This window comes from Metaplanococcus flavidus (assembly GCF_042675885.1).
Lineage (GTDB): Bacteria > Bacillota > Bacilli > Bacillales_A > Planococcaceae > Planococcus > Planococcus flavidus.
Map to the genome: position 1 here is coordinate 82,062 of NZ_JBHTKI010000003.1, position 14,395 is coordinate 96,456.

At 47.1% G+C, this 14,395-nt stretch carries 20 protein-coding genes and 2 pseudogenes; 10 read left to right on the forward strand and 12 right to left on the reverse strand.

The window, feature by feature from the left end; all coding sequences use genetic code 11:
• The first annotated feature begins 285 nt into the window (after window positions 1–285).
• The 4 genes from ACFQ1X_RS01635 to ACFQ1X_RS01650 all read left to right on the forward strand — a co-directional run bounded on the left by ACFQ1X_RS01635 (window position 286) and on the right by ACFQ1X_RS01650 (window position 3,406).
• Entirely contained in the window at window positions 286–1,008 is a 723-nt protein-coding gene (locus ACFQ1X_RS01635; RefSeq protein WP_144840396.1) for an ABC transporter ATP-binding protein, read from the forward strand.
• Window positions 1,005–2,042, forward strand: coding sequence for an ABC transporter permease (locus ACFQ1X_RS01640; RefSeq protein WP_144840397.1), 1,038 nt, complete (start codon window positions 1,005–1,007; stop codon window positions 2,040–2,042). The genes ACFQ1X_RS01635 and ACFQ1X_RS01640 overlap by 4 nt, the downstream gene beginning before the upstream one ends.
• Window positions 2,043–2,116: 74 nt before the next feature.
• Complete coding sequence (locus tag ACFQ1X_RS01645) at window positions 2,117–2,404, forward strand: DUF5316 family protein (protein WP_144840398.1); 288 nt, start codon at window positions 2,117–2,119, stop codon at window positions 2,402–2,404.
• A gap of 243 nt (window positions 2,405–2,647) precedes the next feature.
• On the forward strand, window positions 2,648–3,406 hold the full coding sequence (locus ACFQ1X_RS01650; RefSeq protein WP_144840399.1) for a class I SAM-dependent methyltransferase: 759 nt from the start codon (window positions 2,648–2,650) through the stop codon (window positions 3,404–3,406).
• 50 nt (window positions 3,407–3,456) lie between these two features.
• Here ACFQ1X_RS01650 and ACFQ1X_RS01655 read toward each other — a convergent pair whose 3' ends face one another.
• From ACFQ1X_RS01655 to ACFQ1X_RS01670, 4 genes are all read right to left on the reverse strand, one after another.
• Window positions 3,457–3,681 (reverse strand): helix-turn-helix domain-containing protein, encoded by a 225-nt coding sequence (locus ACFQ1X_RS01655; RefSeq protein ID WP_144840400.1) that lies wholly within the window; start codon window positions 3,679–3,681, stop codon window positions 3,457–3,459.
• 182 nt (window positions 3,682–3,863) lie between these two features.
• Window positions 3,864–4,046 carry a hypothetical protein gene (locus ACFQ1X_RS01660; protein WP_144840401.1) on the reverse strand — a complete coding sequence of 61 codons (183 nt, stop codon included), beginning with the start codon at window positions 4,044–4,046 and terminating at the stop codon, window positions 3,864–3,866.
• Window positions 4,047–4,061: 15 nt separating this feature from the next.
• Window positions 4,062–4,322 (reverse strand): hypothetical protein, encoded by a 261-nt coding sequence (locus ACFQ1X_RS01665; RefSeq protein ID WP_144840402.1) that lies wholly within the window; start codon window positions 4,320–4,322, stop codon window positions 4,062–4,064.
• A gap of 10 nt (window positions 4,323–4,332) precedes the next feature.
• On the reverse strand, window positions 4,333–4,689 hold the full coding sequence (locus ACFQ1X_RS01670) for a DUF1801 domain-containing protein (RefSeq protein ID WP_144840403.1): 357 nt from the start codon (window positions 4,687–4,689) through the stop codon (window positions 4,333–4,335).
• Between the two features lie 173 nt (window positions 4,690–4,862).
• Between ACFQ1X_RS01670 and ACFQ1X_RS01675 the strand changes: the two genes are divergently transcribed.
• Complete coding sequence (locus ACFQ1X_RS01675; protein WP_144840404.1) at window positions 4,863–5,297, forward strand: helix-turn-helix domain-containing protein; 435 nt, start codon at window positions 4,863–4,865, stop codon at window positions 5,295–5,297.
• A gap of 44 nt (window positions 5,298–5,341) precedes the next feature.
• On the opposite strand, the gene ACFQ1X_RS01680 is transcribed toward ACFQ1X_RS01675, so the two are convergent.
• Window positions 5,342–5,902: a maltose acetyltransferase domain-containing protein gene (locus tag ACFQ1X_RS01680; RefSeq protein WP_144840463.1), complete on the reverse strand. Its 561-nt coding sequence runs from the start codon at window positions 5,900–5,902 to the stop codon at window positions 5,342–5,344.
• 308 nt (window positions 5,903–6,210) lie between these two features.
• Window positions 6,211–6,372 carry a hypothetical protein gene (locus ACFQ1X_RS01685; protein WP_379081091.1) on the reverse strand — a complete coding sequence of 54 codons (162 nt, stop codon included), beginning with the start codon at window positions 6,370–6,372 and terminating at the stop codon, window positions 6,211–6,213.
• A 106-nt stretch (window positions 6,373–6,478) separates the two neighbouring features.
• Between ACFQ1X_RS01685 and ACFQ1X_RS01690 the strand changes: the two are divergent.
• Window positions 6,479–6,922: pseudogene (locus ACFQ1X_RS01690) on the forward strand (DUF4385 domain-containing protein); the annotation flags it as partial.
• Between the two features lie 281 nt (window positions 6,923–7,203).
• On the opposite strand, the gene ACFQ1X_RS01695 reads toward ACFQ1X_RS01690, so the two are convergent.
• Both ACFQ1X_RS01695 and ACFQ1X_RS01700 read right to left on the reverse strand, forming a co-directional pair.
• A complete protein-coding gene (locus tag ACFQ1X_RS01695; RefSeq protein WP_144840405.1) occupies window positions 7,204–7,506 on the reverse strand; it encodes a TIGR04104 family putative zinc finger protein in 303 nt (100 codons plus the stop codon).
• 121 nt (window positions 7,507–7,627) lie between these two features.
• Entirely contained in the window at window positions 7,628–7,846 is a 219-nt protein-coding gene (locus ACFQ1X_RS01700; protein WP_144840406.1) for a hypothetical protein, read from the reverse strand.
• Window positions 7,847–8,027: 181 nt separating this feature from the next.
• On the opposite strand from ACFQ1X_RS01700, the pseudogene ACFQ1X_RS01705 reads away from it, so the two are divergent.
• Window positions 8,028–8,854 (forward strand): annotated as a pseudogene (locus ACFQ1X_RS01705) (undecaprenyl-diphosphate phosphatase).
• A 76-nt stretch (window positions 8,855–8,930) separates the two neighbouring features.
• Here ACFQ1X_RS01705 and ACFQ1X_RS01710 read toward each other — a convergent pair.
• On the reverse strand, window positions 8,931–9,320 hold the full coding sequence (locus ACFQ1X_RS01710) for a hypothetical protein (protein WP_144840407.1): 390 nt from the start codon (window positions 9,318–9,320) through the stop codon (window positions 8,931–8,933).
• A 135-nt stretch (window positions 9,321–9,455) separates the two neighbouring features.
• Entirely contained in the window at window positions 9,456–10,196 is a 741-nt protein-coding gene (locus ACFQ1X_RS01715; RefSeq protein WP_144840408.1) for a hypothetical protein, read from the reverse strand.
• A 263-nt stretch (window positions 10,197–10,459) separates the two neighbouring features.
• Here ACFQ1X_RS01715 and ACFQ1X_RS01720 point away from each other — a divergent pair, with 263 nt between their 5' ends.
• From ACFQ1X_RS01720 to ACFQ1X_RS01730, 3 genes are all read left to right on the forward strand, one after another.
• Window positions 10,460–11,365, forward strand: a complete 906-nt coding sequence (locus tag ACFQ1X_RS01720; RefSeq protein ID WP_379081095.1) for a TIGR01777 family oxidoreductase — start codon at window positions 10,460–10,462, stop codon at window positions 11,363–11,365.
• A gap of 596 nt (window positions 11,366–11,961) precedes the next feature.
• The gene (locus ACFQ1X_RS01725) at window positions 11,962–12,618 is read left to right on the forward strand and encodes a DUF4085 family protein (protein ID WP_144840410.1); all 657 of its coding nucleotides are present in this window, start codon (window positions 11,962–11,964) and stop codon (window positions 12,616–12,618) included.
• 191 nt (window positions 12,619–12,809) lie between these two features.
• Window positions 12,810–13,115, forward strand: a complete 306-nt coding sequence (locus tag ACFQ1X_RS01730) for an RNA polymerase sigma factor (protein WP_144840411.1) — start codon at window positions 12,810–12,812, stop codon at window positions 13,113–13,115.
• Window positions 13,116–13,140: 25 nt separating this feature from the next.
• Here the strand turns inward: ACFQ1X_RS01730 and ACFQ1X_RS01735 are convergent, their stop codons facing one another.
• Both ACFQ1X_RS01735 and ACFQ1X_RS01740 read right to left on the reverse strand, forming a co-directional pair.
• Window positions 13,141–13,359, reverse strand: coding sequence for an alpha/beta fold hydrolase (locus ACFQ1X_RS01735; protein WP_144840412.1), 219 nt, complete (start codon window positions 13,357–13,359; stop codon window positions 13,141–13,143).
• A gap of 594 nt (window positions 13,360–13,953) precedes the next feature.
• Window positions 13,954–14,325, reverse strand: a complete 372-nt coding sequence (locus tag ACFQ1X_RS01740; RefSeq protein ID WP_144840413.1) for a hypothetical protein — start codon at window positions 14,323–14,325, stop codon at window positions 13,954–13,956.
• Between the last annotated feature and the right edge of the window lie 70 nt (window positions 14,326–14,395).

Consider the following 14,395-nt stretch of genomic DNA (forward strand, 5'->3'; position numbering starts at 1 on the left):
CCTATAAAAAATTTAAAGAAATTCTTCAGTCCAATGAAATATTACTTAATGAATATGACGATTCCAAATTATCCAAAGAGAAGCTGGAAGCCCAATCTATTAATTAAAGTACCATAATCCCTCATTGTGAGAAAATCTGTGGACAGAAAAGATACGTAAAAAAGGGGTTTTCGAGAAACCGGTCGCCAACAGGAAAAATATATCTCCACAACCCATATTCCATATACTAACATCCGTCCGATTATGCTACGCTGAATACAAAATTAAACCGAACGGGGTGTTGATATGAATCACACAATCCGGATTGAAAGTTTAAGCAAGAATTACGGCAAACAGGAAGTGTTGAAAGACATCAATCTGGAAGTTGGCGAGGGGCGGATTTATGGCTTCATCGGCCCGTCCGGTTCCGGCAAGACGACGCTCGTCAAGATGATTGTCGGCATCGATTCGCCGGATACAGGTACGGTGACGGTACTGGATAAAAAGGTGCCGAACTTGAAGCTGCTGCAGGATATCGGGTATATGGCGCAGTCTGATGCGCTGTATCCTGAGTTGACCGGCAAAGAGAATCTGGTGTTTTTTGCATCGCTGTTCGGTTTGAAAGGGACAGCGCTGAGAGAGCGCATCGCCTATGTGTCGAAACTGGTGCAGCTGGACGACGCCATGAACAAGAAAGTTGTTGCGTATTCGGGAGGCATGAAGCGGCGTTTGTCACTGGCGATTGCCCTGGTACACGATCCGAAACTGCTGATTCTGGATGAGCCGACGGTGGGAATCGATCCCGAGCTGCGGCAATCGGTTTGGCAGGAGCTGCTGGAGCTGATGGCGCAGGGAAAAACGATTGTGCTGACAACCCATGTCATGGACGAAGCGGCAAAATGTGAAGTGATCGCGCTGGTGCGGGATGGCGGTATTTTGGCGAGCGGTTCGCCGGCAGAATTAAAAGCGGAGTACGGTGCGGCGGATCTGGAAGGCGTCTTTCTGGCAGCCGGGAGGGGTTCGGAATGAGAATCCAGGCGTTAGTTAAACGCATCATGCTGCAGATGTTCCGCGACAAACGCACCTTGGCGCTGTTGTTTCTTGCGCCGCTCCTCGTCCTGACGCTGATGTATCTCATTTTTGACGGCAATGACGACGAACTCAATCTTGGAATTGTCGGCGGCAGTGAATTGCTTGTGGAAACGCTCGAAGAACGTGGCATTGAAGTGGAAATTTTTGAAGCCGCGGATCAGGAAACAGTTCTGGACAATGACCTGGATGGGTTATTGGAGATCTCGGCAGATGGTGCAGCATTGACGCTTCAAAACAGCAGCCCTTCCCAAACGAGAGTGTTGATCGCCGGAATCTCCCAGGCGATGGCGCTGCAGGGCCAGGGAGTTGGTGAGCAAAGTCCGACAGCGCCTGTACTCCAAACCGAGTATATTTATGGCAATGAAAACACGGATCTGTTTGACGTCATCGGTCCGATTTTAGTGGGATTTTTTGTGTTCTTTTTCGTCTTCCTTATTTCAGGAATCGGTTTATTGAAGGAGCGGGTTTCCGGCACCTTGGAACGGGTTCTCGCGACGCCGGTCAAACGCTGGGAAATTGTTATTGCCTATCTGACCGGGTTCGGCATATTTGCAATCATCCAGACGACGATCGTTGTTTTATTTTCCATCCATATTCTTGATATTGTGATGGAAGGGTCGGTTTGGCATGTCATCATCATCAATCTGCTGCTTGCGCTGGTGGCGCTGTCGCTCGGCATCCTCTTGTCGACGTTCGCCGGATCCGAATTCCAGATGGTCCAGTTCATCCCGGTCGTCATCGTTCCGCAGATCTTTTTCTCCGGCATCTTTCCAATTGAGGGCATGGCTGAATGGCTGCAGAACGTCGGGCGCGTTATGCCCCTGTATTACGGGGCCGATGCGCTGACAGGCGTTATGTACAGAGGGGAAGGGCTTGGCGATGTGGCGGACAATCTGCTGGTATTGGCGCTTTTCGCTTTATTGTTCATCGCATTGAATATTTTGGCACTCAAGCGGTATCGAAAATTATAGTTTATTTTACCCCGCATTTGCGGTTATGATGTTATATAGAAGAAACATAAACTTACAGCATGGAGGAAACAGAAATGAAGTTTTTGATAATCGGAATTGTCACGGCCGTGCTCAGCCTTTTGCTCGGCTATTTCCTGGAAGACTGGGACATGGCGTTTTATATTGCGGGAGTCCTTGGAATCATCGGAATTGTTTGGGGCGTACTGTTTTCCGGCGTGCTCAAAGGCTCCGGCGGAATGGAGCGCATGACCAGCTCGGAACGCCGCAAGGAAAGCGCGGGGCGCACAGCGAAATTGCGCAACGGCTTCCTGTTCGCATTGCCGAACTTACTGGCTGCCCTCGCAGCTCTTTGGGTTTTTTAATAAATGGAATGGCCATCAATCGCTCTTTGGATTGGTGGCTTTTTCATAGAATGGACCATGATTCCCTATGATTGGGATAAGCATATAAATAAAAACAAAGAAAAGAAGGATCTCAGCTGAGCTGGGATCTTTTCATTTCTCTCTAAATAATGCGTTAACCTCAATATGTTTTATTTCCGGAATAGAGGGAATAGTTTGGAAATATAATTTTTAGCATTTTCAAAAAGCGAAGGAGGGCATCCGATGTTAGGGTATTACAGCAAGCTATCGACGGAAGTCTATGGGGTCGACAAGCCGATTGGGACATCGTTCGGCGATGTGGAATTCTACCTGGAACGGCTCGCCGGCATCAAAGGACGCATCCTGGAACCGGCAACCGGAACGGGGCGTATGCTCGTGCCTTTGCTTGAGAGAAAGTTTATGGTGGACGGTTTCGACAGTTCACTGGATATGCTCAATATGTGCAGTAAGAATTGTGAAGCAAGGGGACTGCGGCCAAATCTTTTTAAAGCGGATATGGAGACTTTTTCACTCGGGACAGAATACGAGGCAGTCATCATCCCCGCGGGTACTTTCCTTTTGTTGCATGAGCGGGGCGCATCGCTCAGAGCGCTGAAGAATTTCCACAGGCATCTGAAGCCTGGCGGCAAGCTGATCGTCGATTTGTACTTGCCGACGGACAACGAGATCGGCAATTCAACGCTTCGTTCATGGGAGGTTGAAGACGGCGGAGTCATCACGCTTGAGTCGACGACAACCGATATCGATCACATCAATCAATTCAGTGTGTCAAACCATCGTTACGAGAAGTGGGAACGCGGACAACTGCTGGATACGGAACTGGAACGCTTCGCGATGCGCTGGTACGGCGTTGAGGAGTTTCGCACAATCCTGGAGAACCATGGTTTCGGTGATATTGTGATTTCCGCAGACTATGTGTACGGTGAATATCCGAAAAATCCGCAGCAGAGTATCACGTTCGAAGCGGTTGCGAAAAAGTAAGGAAACCGGAAAAAGAGCCTGGAAAATTTTCCAGGCTCTTTCATTTGGCTTTATTCAGCTCCCGTTTCTTCATCCGCACGGTATTCCAGAATGTCGCCCGGCTGGCAGTCGAGGGCTTTGCAGATGGCCTCAAGGGTGGAAAAGCGAATCGCTTTGGCTTTGCCGTTTTTCAGGATGGACAAGTTGGCCATCGTGATACCGACCTTTTCGGTCAGTTCCGTCACGCTCATTTTCCGTTTTGCCAACATAACATCAATATTGATAATAATCGCCATTTTCGTCACCTCAGACCGTAAGATCGTTTTCAGATTTTATTTCAATTTACAAGTTCTTATCCTGAAGATACCATTTATTTTATCGAATATCAATAAATAATTATTGAATATGAATTGATAAGGATATTTTGCGAAAAAAACAGGAGAAATTATGCTTATTTCCTCTCCACTGATTCTTGAATTTATTGTCCGGCATCCTTCATGCGATGGCTGGCGTTGATGTAAAACAATGTGGCAAAAATGAAAATAATTACTGACAAGAATGTAGTGATTCCCGAGTACTCGTCACCAAGCAGCGTGAAATTGAGTAAAGTGATGACGATGATTAAAATAAGGCATATGTATAATCCTTTCAGCTGGTTCAAGACTCCACCTCCAATTTAAATAATGATGCTCAAAAAGAACAGCAGACTCAACAGGCCGGCAACAAACAGCACGCTCAACACCATGCTCAGTTTTCGGCGGAGGAGTTCATAGCGGTTCTCGAGTTGATGGATAACGACGATCAGGCCGACAAACAGCACCAGATAAACCGCATAAGCTGCCCAGCGGTTGGCGCCTGACAGCGGCTCAACGATATAGAAGTAGATGCTCAGCAGCAACGCCACTAATACCAGGAAAAGAAGGGTGCCGACTTTCATTGTGCCCGCCTCATTTCCTGTTCAGATCAACCGCATCCCAAATCAGGAATTTCAGTTTTTCCTCATCGATGTCATCCATCTTGTGGATCTGCACGTGGCGCATCTTTTTGCCGTCGCCTTCGAGTATATTATTGCGGTCCTCGAGTTCGGTGCCGCGGTAAAACCCGAAATTGACATGGCTTTTCGCCGTCTGCATATAGCACACGAGCCCTTCTTTCGAATAACTCGGCTTCGACCATTTGATGTGTTCTTCGATCTCCGGATAAGCCTCGAACACCATCGTTCTCAAACGTTTGACGATGACCTGAACCGATTCGTCCAAGCCCTCGATCAGTTCGTCCACTTGCGGATCCAATTTGCTGATCATTCGCGCCGCCCCCAATATTTAATGATTACCTTCATTATAACGTTAACAGCGGGTTGATTGGGGAGAGTTTTCAGATCTCTCTATATGAATAAAATCTCGTAGACTCAGTTTTATTTTTAAGTAAAATTATGATATATTTTATTTATAAATAAAACCAAGGAGAGTGAAAAGGTATGGCGTTCAACGCAAAGAATTTCGGGCAGATTCTAAGATTTCTGCGGGAGCATGACGGTTTGTCGATGCTGTCATTGGGCGAAAAACTCGGCACGTCGGCGAGCCGGATCAAAAGTTGGGAAAACGGCGATTCGGTGCCGTCGGTCAAATGGATCGTGGCGCTGTGCGAAGTGCTGGATGTACCATATGAGGTGCTGCTGGAAACAGAAAAGGAAGAGATTATCCATTACAGCGATCAGGAATGGGATGACATCATGAACGGCGTCCGTCCGGAGGATAAAGTTTCGGCTGAAAATATAATGATGGCGGAAATGACGAAAGCGGATTATCTGGAAAAGCTGCTGGCCATTTCTTCTTCGCTGGGCAGGCAGGATCTGCTGGAGCTGTGTGCACTCGCGGAAGTGAAGGCTGACAAGAACCGGAGCTATTCGTAAATATTGCACCCAAAAACACCACAGCCTTAGCCGTGGTGTTCGATTTACAATTCGATTTCTTTCAATACAATAGCTGGATTGCCGCCAACCATCGTGTTTGCCGGCACATCTTTTACGACAACAGCACCAGCTGCAACCACCGCGTTGTCGCCCACCGTTACGCCAGGGTTGATCACCGCGCGTCCGCCGATCCACACGTTATCGCCGATCGTCACCGGTTTGCCAAACTCCAGTCCGGCTGCCCGTTCGCCCGGATGTACCGGATGAGCCGCCGTATAAATATGGACACCAGGACCCAGCAGGCAATTGTCTCCGAACCGAATCTCGCACACATCGAGCAGGCAAGTATCGAAATTGGCATAAAAATTCTCGCCGATGTGGATATTTGCGCCATAATCACAGCGGATACTCGGCTCGACAAAAAACTTATCGCCCGTTGACCCGAGCAACTCCTTCAGCAGCAATTTCCGGTCTGTGCCGTCCATCTCGGAAGATTTATTGAACAGCCGGCTCAGCCGCCGCGCATTCAAACGCTCATTCAGCAGCGTGTTGTCCTGCGGATCATACATTTCCCCATCCAGCATTTTCTGTTTCTCCGTTTTCACCATCCATCGCCCCTTTGCGTGAAACTTATTATCGCCATTATACCAGTTTTCACTGCAACAAAATCGGGGGAGGTGGTGAGGGCGGAGATTGTCGCGGAGGCAGATGACGGATAGAGGCGGTTAACTACTGGATGTGGCGTTTTAGGTGTCGTATAACTGATTTTAGATGCCTTATAGCAGATTTTGCCTCACGGTTGCTCTTCCTTAGCTGATGAATCCAAATAGAAGAGACTTAACCAGCTGAAAAGCCGAACGGTCGCAGTCCGCGGGGGCGGACTGCAAGGGCGGGGCGTGCAGCCCCGCCCGCTTTAGGGCAATAAGGAGTTTTGTTCTTTGGGTGATGAGGAGGCTTTTGGAGATGCCTCATTTTTGGAAGATGGTACCGTATATGGAGTTTCAAGTGACGTATAACCAAGTTCAGGTGTCGTATAAAAAGTTTCAGGTGTCGTATAGACGAGTTTACCTATCATATAGAAGATTTTTCCTCACGGTTGCCATCTTTCATTTAAAATCAGCACAACACACCGGCATTTTCCACCCCAAAACAGGGTATGAAATCCACAAGGAGTGATACGGATGGCATTTGACTACGAGCTGGATTATGAAAAATTGGATTTGCGCAAGAATCCCGAGTTGTACCGGGTGGGCAAAGGCGAGCAGGGGGTGCTGCTGGTCGAGCCGTATAAGAGTGAGATTTTGCCGCATTGGCGCTTCAAGACGCCGGACATTGCGCAGGAATCATGCGATAAAATTTCGGAGATGTTCGAGGAATACCGCAGGCAGGACGATTTCGTCGGCATGGACATGGCGCGGAAATTCATCCAGATGGGCTACACCCGTGCGCGGCGCTATACGAATTACAAAGGCGGCCGTAAATACAATGAAGACCGTTCGATCAAGGAACGCCAGATCGATCCCGAAAAAGCCGAGTCGGCGGCCATCTTCAAAAAGAGATGGGATGAAATTCGGGAAGACGAAGATTACCTCAAACGTAAAAAGGAACACCAAATAAAATATGGAGAACTAAAAATGCCTGCCAAGAAAGGGCGGAAATCCAACGAAGGGAACGACTTTCCGAAAACCATTGCCAGTCCGGCGATCAGGGCATTGCATGAAGCAGGCTACACCCGGTTGAAACAATTGACCGGCATCACCGAAAAAGAATTATTGGCACTGCACGGCGTCGGCCCGAAAGCGGCTGGTATCCTCCAGGAAGAACTGGTGGCAAAAGGGATGAAGTTCAAAGAACAGTAAAAAAACGCCTTTCCATTGGAAGGGCGCTTTACTTTGTGTATTTATAACTACCACATCGGTTCGTTTTCGTCCGTCAATTCCATCATATATGGATATGTCATCATGAATGCCGCAAAAAGCACCAGCGCGAGCGCTAAGATCGTGGCTATATCGACATCAAACAGCATGCCGGAAAAGATCAGGATGGGAGCAGGAAAGAAATTGGCAATCCCCATCCGTTTTTTTGATTGTTTCGTCAGGTACTGGGTTCTGCCGCATTCCGGACATTCCATACCTTCACCTAACGTGAAAGATTTGCGCAAAGCCGTGCCCCAAGCCCATTGGTGGTTGCAATTCTCGCAGTGTGGCATTCGAGGACCTCCGTTCTGTAATATGTATTTCGTCCATCTTCATGCTAAAGCATCGAACCAATAAATTCCACGTCATTTCCCGGGAAATAATTGGCAGCTAACATGATAAGTGGTATTTGATCTATTGAATCTCTTTATTTTCCTTCTTCTTTTTCCGGAAGCGGTACCGCCAGCTGTAGTAGAAGGCATAGCCGATCAGAAGAATTCCGAAAGGGTAATGTCGGGTGGAAGGCGTACTGGTCAGCAAGAAATAACTTCCGATAATCGTAATCGGAACCATGATCAGCAACCACATTTTCAACTCTTTATTTTTGAAACTCATGTCAAAACGTTCCGCCATTTCCGCCACCCCTTTGCATTGTCAAACTAATTTCAGGCTATAGTATTTATACGAATGATTCAATTGGAAGTTTCAATAAAACCTGCTGAAAATTAATTCCGGCAGCTGCTGAAAATTGCGCAACCTCCGCAGAAAAAAGGCGTTACATAAAAAGAGATGATAACAGAAAGCAGGATGGCACATGGAATGGTTGGATTTATTGAAGGCCCTCATTTTGGGCTTTGTGGAAGGCATGACGGAGTTTGCCCGGTGTCGTCAACCGGACATTTGATCATCGTTGATGATATGTGGCTGAAATCACAGGAATTCCTCGGAAAATATCCGGCAAACACATTTAAAATCGTTATCCAATTGGGTTCGATCCTGGCAGTGGTCGCCGTCTTCTGGAAACGGCTGTTCAGTTTGGTCGGCCTTTATAAAATCGAAGGGCAATCCGCCAATGAACGCTTTAATTTATTGCATGTCATCATCGGCATGCTGCCGGCAGTCGTGCTCGGTTTTGCTTTCAAAGACTTGATCGACGACCACCTGTTTGGCGTCGAAACCGTCATCTACGCCTTGATCGCCTGTTCGGTCCTGATGATTGCGGCCGATAAATTCGGGCCCCAAACGCCAACTATCAATAGCCTTGACGAAATTACATATCTTCAGGCATTCAAGGTCGGAATGGTGCAAACGCTGTCGCTTTGGCCGGGCTTCTCACGTTCCGGCGCGACCATTTCGGGCGGTGTATTATTCGGCCTCAGTCACCGAACGGCAGCGGATTTCACCTTCATCATGGCTGTGCCGATCATGTTCGGCGCAAGTCTCGTGTCGGTGCTGAAAAACTGGGACCAGCTGTCGATGGACTATCTGTCGTTCTACATCGTCGGCTTGGTCAGCGCATTCGTCTTTGCCTTGATTTCGATCCGCTTCTTCCTGAAGCTGATCGCCAAAGTCAAACTCATGCCGTTCGCGATTTACCGGCTTGTGCTCGCAGCTATTCTGATTGTGATTGTGTATTTCTGATGCAAAAATTTCTGTATAAAATAAACTGCCAAAAAGGTTCCGTTCTAACGTCATTGACGTGAAACGGAACCTTTTTTTATTTTTTCGCAATCAATCCGATGAATCCAAGGGCCATCTGGAGGGCACTCGCCAAAAACAATTGGATTAAGGGCAAATACCATTCGCCTAGCAGAATAATAGGTAAAGCAGCGCACAGGAAACACAAAGCGCCAAGAAATATGACCAGCACAAATAGTTTTTGATCTTTCTTCATAAATCCGTAAATTGCGGCGCCGGCATTTCCAAGTCCGAATACAATCATTCCAAACAAGGCGAGGCTCATCCAACTGTTGAAAGGCATGACACCGACCCATTCCGGTGGAAAGTCGGCAAATATGCCATCTCCCGACAACATTAAGCTGCCATAATAAAATGCGCCAAGCGATAGCAATAAAGTATAAGAACTGACAATGTTTCTAAAAAGCATTTTTTTCGCTCCTTTCAGTTGCATGTAGTGGTTTGTAATTATATGTGACCAAATAAAAGTAAAAAAGTTCCTGGATACAACAAATGCCCGTCAAATCGTCTTCCGATTTGACGGGCATTCCATTTATTATTTTCTTTAACTGTCAGAGATATCCTCAAAGAACGCATAGAGCTCATCTGCACTATAGCCTTTGAACAGCAGCTCTTTTTGGTTGAAGACAAAAATCACAGGAAACTGTTCGATGTCCAATTCCTCCTTGAAATCGACCACATAATTGGCGTCGTATTCGACAGATGCACCTACAACATCGTGATCTGTGCCTTCCAATATAGCAAGTGTATTTTCATACAATGGTTCCTGCATTTCAGGTGGAGGCGGATCTCCGTATTCATACATGACTACAATATTAAATCCGTCTATATGCGACAGCAGCCGCCAGTATTTTTCTTCATAAGTCATGTCCATTAACACAATTTCATCTGCGTGGGCTTCAGAATTATCGTCGTTTGCGGGCGGATTGACCAGCACTTTTTGGCCGTTTTTTATGTCGTCGATAGAAGCAGACGTGCCATCTTCGTATCTAATGGAAGTGTCTTCTGTAAAACTTGCCCTATAACTATAGCCACCATCTGTTAGCACGGGGCCTTTCCAGTCGCGCTTGCTCCATTCGGAAATATCGATTTCAATGATATTTTCTTTTTTGTTAACTGATGACGCTGTGCCAATCATTTTATCGTCTTCGTAATGGCCGTAAGGGTATTCGCCGCTATCACCGGATGCAATGTCATCAGCGTCATTTCCTACTCCTTGGCCGCAAGCGGATACCGCTATCATCGCAACCAGCAGAAACGCCATAAAGTGAATTTTTCGATGCACAGCTTTCACTCCTTCCGTTATCAAATTTGGCTTGTTAACAGATTAGACTGCAAATACATAAAAAACGTTTCACTATACAACAAATGTCCGTCAAATCGTTATTCCATTTTTTATTGGTATAAATAAATGCAAGCATAATATGCCGATTCATGCAGAGAAGTCCCAGAAATTAAAAAGAAAAAAGTAAATTCATGGAAAAGTGAATCTTTTTCGACAGCTCAAACGTCTAAAGGGTATAGGGAAAAAAACAGAGGGGTTTTAACATGTTCAAAAAAATTGTTTTAGCGGGCGGTACTGGATTTATCGGGCAATACCTGGAACGGACGTATACCAACCAGGGTTATATTGTACATATCATTTCGCGGCAGCCGGGCCAGATTTCCTGGGACGATAATAAAGCGATGGTTGATGCGCTTGAAAATGCAGAGATGGTCATCAATCTGGCAGGGAAATCAGTGAATTGCCGGTACAATGAAAAGAACAAACGGGAAATTTTCGAAAGCCGGACAAAGACGACAGAAGCGCTCGGCAAGGCGATTCAGAAATGCCAGAATCCACCGCGCCTTTGGATCAATTCCAGCACGGCAACGATTTACCGTCACGCGGAAGATCGGCCAATGACAGAATCGATTGGCGAGTTAGGCAGCGGCTTCTCAGTCGATGTCGGCAAAGCCTGGGAAGACGCATTTTTCCGATTCCAATTGCCGAAGACCCGGCAAGTGGCGCTGCGCCTCGCCATTGTGCTCGGAGCAGACGGCGGCGTGATGGAACCTTATGTGAATCTTGTGCGTTTCGGCCTTGGCGGCAAACAGGGTGAAGGCAAGCAAATGTTCAGCTGGGTCCATATTGAAGATGTCTACCGCATCATCGAGTTTCTGAAAAACCGGAAAGATCTGAAAGGCATTTTCAATGCTTCTTCACCGAATCCTGTAACCAATAAAGAACTAATGGACCACATGCGAAAAGCGATGGGGCGCAGCGCCGGTATGCCTGCACCATCATGGATGCTCAAAATGGGTGCGGTTTTCATCGGCACGGAAACCGAGTTGATCCTGAAAAGCCGCTGGGTTTTGCCGGAGCGACTCGAAAAGTCAGGCTTCCGTTTCCAGTACGAAGGGCTGGACCGCGCCCTGGGGCAAATCATGGAGGAACAAAAACAAGAACAATAGACAAAGCTGCTCCGTGTAACTGCGGAGCAGTTTTTATTTTGTCCGATGTGTTTGAGAGGAGGGAAAAGATGTAGTCATTTTTCTCTGTCCAGACTCCAGCGGCCCAGCTCTTCGGGTCATAAGCCAACTCAGCTGCCGTGGCAAAAGGCGCCACTCTGCTGATCCGTCTTATGCCTTTCAGAGCTTAACGGGCGCTGTCGCTTTTCTCTGTCCAGACTCCAGTGGCCCAGCTCTTCGGGTCATAAGCCACTTTTTGTCTAGTCTCCAGTGCCTAGCTCTTCGGGATATAAGGCAACCCAGCTGCGTGGCAAAGAGCGCCACTTCTCTGTGTCGTCTTATACCTGTCAGAGCTGAACAGGCACTTCCGCTTTTCGCGACTGTGCGGCTGAAAAGACGCCGCTTCGCCAAATCGTCCAAACCCATATTGCTCCTGCATCGCTGCGCTAGATTCGTCGCAAAGAGATGGACCAAATTTCATTGGCTCCATCTCTTGCCTTACAGAGCTTAACGGGCGCTCTCGCATTTCTTTATTCAAAGTTCACTTCTGAAACAAGAACGAGTATAATTTCTAAAAAGAAGTTTATAGGGGGAAGACGATGAAATACTTTACGAAGGAATGGTATGACGAAATGCAGGTTTCGGGTTTTCTGGTCTTCCCCGAAACCAAAGAAGAATGGGAGGGTAATCAGACATGGCAGCGGACAGAAGGCCAAGATCCTCATCAGATTCATCGCCGTGATCTGGCGGATAAAAGGGAAGATCTCTTGAAGTTTCTGCCGGAAGCCTTCCATCCGTATATTTATGATGGCACCATCAATTCGGCCTATCCAACGCTTGAACTCCGCGAGATGACGGCAAAATGGGAAGCGGATTACGAGGCGCGCGTCGATGCGCTGCTTGACGATTACAGCCGCCATTACGAAGCGACCAAGGAATTTCTTCCGCCCGGCATGCTTCAACTGACCGAAAAAAGCCTTCATGACTGCATCGTCAAAAGCGTCGAACGTCCTTCTGATGACGTGCTGGTGCTTTATCTCGACTGCAGTGGCGGTTTTCATTATTTCAAGGACATCAAAGTGACATTCACCGGGGTGAAAGAAGTGGTTATTCCGGAAAATATGACGGATGCCTGGTGGCTCTACAACGAGATTTATCTGAATGGCGACCTGTTCGAATTGCATGTGCTTTTCGACATGCCGATGGCGGAAGTGACAATCGTGAGCCGGGATGTACAAATAGAGGAACTGGAATAAATTCCGGCTTTCTTTTTTTAATAAACAAACTGTAAATAATTTACTAATAATAAGTCGTTAGAACCTATAAAGTATACAAGTTTACATAAAATGTGTTTTTTCCATTGATTTCTGCAAGAATCTCATCTTTTATTTCAACTGGGAGTTTAGCCTTACAAGAGGCGGGTAATTGGAGATAGAGGGGTGACGGAATGCAGGCAGAAGAACATTTGATCAAGGCTTTGTTGCAACGGGACAAGGATGCGTTTGAAAAGCTTTACGACCGCTACCATTTATTGCTGTGGAAACTTGTCTCTGAAACCGAATCCGATCAGCGAATCTGCGAACAGCTCGTCACTCAGGTATTCAAGCAAGTATGGCGCAACCCACACGAATTCGTCAGCGAAAAAAGGTTGGCATTACTGCTGATTGAATGCTGCCGCGCCAAGATGAAGGAGCGGGCCAGGCCGAAAACGGTTTGCCAGACGCCTATAAAATCACAAGCATGCTGCGGATAAAATCCGTGGCTTTTTTTTATGCAGTTTATCGGACAATGAACCAATAGACACAGATGATGCCCAAATCAGCCAGGCTGTGGCCAGCCATGTCGAAAAAGATTGTCCTGTGTTTATCCGACAGCGGCTCCTGGTGCAGGAAAACACTGTGCGCTATCACGAACGGGTGAATGAAGACGATCGGCATGCCAACGCCTTTGCTCTGATAATAAAGCGTCAATGAGTCATCGATTTTGGCATAGGGCATAATGTAGGTTCACTCCTGAAAAGTAGTGTCATGTGTAGATGGAATACCCTGTTGATGGGAGCGGCAAAACAATTGGAGTGGGCAGGGTTGGTGAGCGTGAGATGAAAAATGTTATCCGTGAGGAAAATTCCTCTATACGGTAGCTAAAGTCATTTATACGGTAGGCAAACTGCGCTATACATTAGATAAAAATTTTATATGTGAGATAAACTCCTCTATCCGTGAGATAGGATCGCCACGAATAAATCTCATCCTCACCAGAAGAACAAACCCCTTATTTGCCCAAAAACGGGCGGGGGCCGCAGCCCCGCCCCAGCAGTCCGCCGCGGCGGACTGCGATCCATTCGGATCTTCAGCTGAGTGAGGGTTATTTATATAGAAGGAATAGGTGAGAAAGTGAAACGGGGAGGTGAAAATTTTTATATGACAGCAAAAGTTCGCTATACGTGAGGTAAACTGCCTTATCCGACAGGTAAAATCTTTTATACGTGAAGTAAACCACTCCATCCGTGAGGTGAATACGCCAACCAATAGATAACCCACAAAAAAAGGAGCTGCGAAAATTTCCGCAGCTCCTTTATCCTTCAACTCATATCAAATCCTCGACTTCAACAAAGGCGCAGCCGTTTCTTCCTTCGGCACAACCCAAAACATAGCGATCAGAAATACCGCCAAAAACGCAAAGCACGCAAAGCCGCTTGTATTGCTGTTGATCAGCGCGGGCTGCACAGTTTCAGGGCGTATATAAACCATAAGCCCGACTGACACATTCACCAGATAAGAAACGTAGAAACCCGCCAACGAGGCAACCATCAAATAATGGCCGGCAAGCCGCCGCTTGTCGGCTTTTGTGTTCCCTTCCGTCGAGCGCTTCACTTTCAGTGTATCCCGGACCTGCCACACCAGTGCATAGCCAAAGCCGACTATCGTCAGCGCCACGAAAATCCATCCCACAATATCAACCATAACTCAGCCTCCTCCACTCATTAATTACATTTTACTTTTTGTCGTCAAAAAGAAATCGATAAATACCCCA

Coding starts and splice junctions, on each gene's coding strand:
- ACFQ1X_RS01675 (WP_144840404.1), top strand. CDS start 4,863: ATGGCGTTCAACGCAAAGAATTTCGGGCAGATTCTAAGATTTCTGCGG.
- ACFQ1X_RS01685 (WP_379081091.1), bottom strand. CDS start 6,372: ATGATAGGTAAACTCGTCTATACGACACCTGAAACTTTTTATACGACA.
- ACFQ1X_RS01725 (WP_144840410.1), top strand. CDS start 11,962: ATGAAATACTTTACGAAGGAATGGTATGACGAAATGCAGGTTTCGGGT.
- ACFQ1X_RS01735 (WP_144840412.1), bottom strand. CDS start 13,359: ATGCCCTATGCCAAAATCGATGACTCATTGACGCTTTATTATCAGAGC.
- ACFQ1X_RS01640 (WP_144840397.1), top strand. CDS start 1,005: ATGAGAATCCAGGCGTTAGTTAAACGCATCATGCTGCAGATGTTCCGC.
- ACFQ1X_RS01710 (WP_144840407.1), bottom strand. CDS start 9,320: ATGCTTTTTAGAAACATTGTCAGTTCTTATACTTTATTGCTATCGCTT.
- ACFQ1X_RS01650 (WP_144840399.1), top strand. CDS start 2,648: ATGTTAGGGTATTACAGCAAGCTATCGACGGAAGTCTATGGGGTCGAC.
- ACFQ1X_RS01635 (WP_144840396.1), top strand. CDS start 286: ATGAATCACACAATCCGGATTGAAAGTTTAAGCAAGAATTACGGCAAA.
- ACFQ1X_RS01720 (WP_379081095.1), top strand. CDS start 10,460: ATGTTCAAAAAAATTGTTTTAGCGGGCGGTACTGGATTTATCGGGCAA.
- ACFQ1X_RS01655 (WP_144840400.1), bottom strand. CDS start 3,681: ATGGCGATTATTATCAATATTGATGTTATGTTGGCAAAACGGAAAATG.
- ACFQ1X_RS01700 (WP_144840406.1), bottom strand. CDS start 7,846: ATGGCGGAACGTTTTGACATGAGTTTCAAAAATAAAGAGTTGAAAATG.
- ACFQ1X_RS01740 (WP_144840413.1), bottom strand. CDS start 14,325: ATGGTTGATATTGTGGGATGGATTTTCGTGGCGCTGACGATAGTCGGC.
- ACFQ1X_RS01665 (WP_144840402.1), bottom strand. CDS start 4,322: ATGAAAGTCGGCACCCTTCTTTTCCTGGTATTAGTGGCGTTGCTGCTG.
- ACFQ1X_RS01730 (WP_144840411.1), top strand. CDS start 12,810: ATGCAGGCAGAAGAACATTTGATCAAGGCTTTGTTGCAACGGGACAAG.
- ACFQ1X_RS01645 (WP_144840398.1), top strand. CDS start 2,117: ATGAAGTTTTTGATAATCGGAATTGTCACGGCCGTGCTCAGCCTTTTG.
- ACFQ1X_RS01695 (WP_144840405.1), bottom strand. CDS start 7,506: ATGCCACACTGCGAGAATTGCAACCACCAATGGGCTTGGGGCACGGCT.
- ACFQ1X_RS01670 (WP_144840403.1), bottom strand. CDS start 4,689: ATGATCAGCAAATTGGATCCGCAAGTGGACGAACTGATCGAGGGCTTG.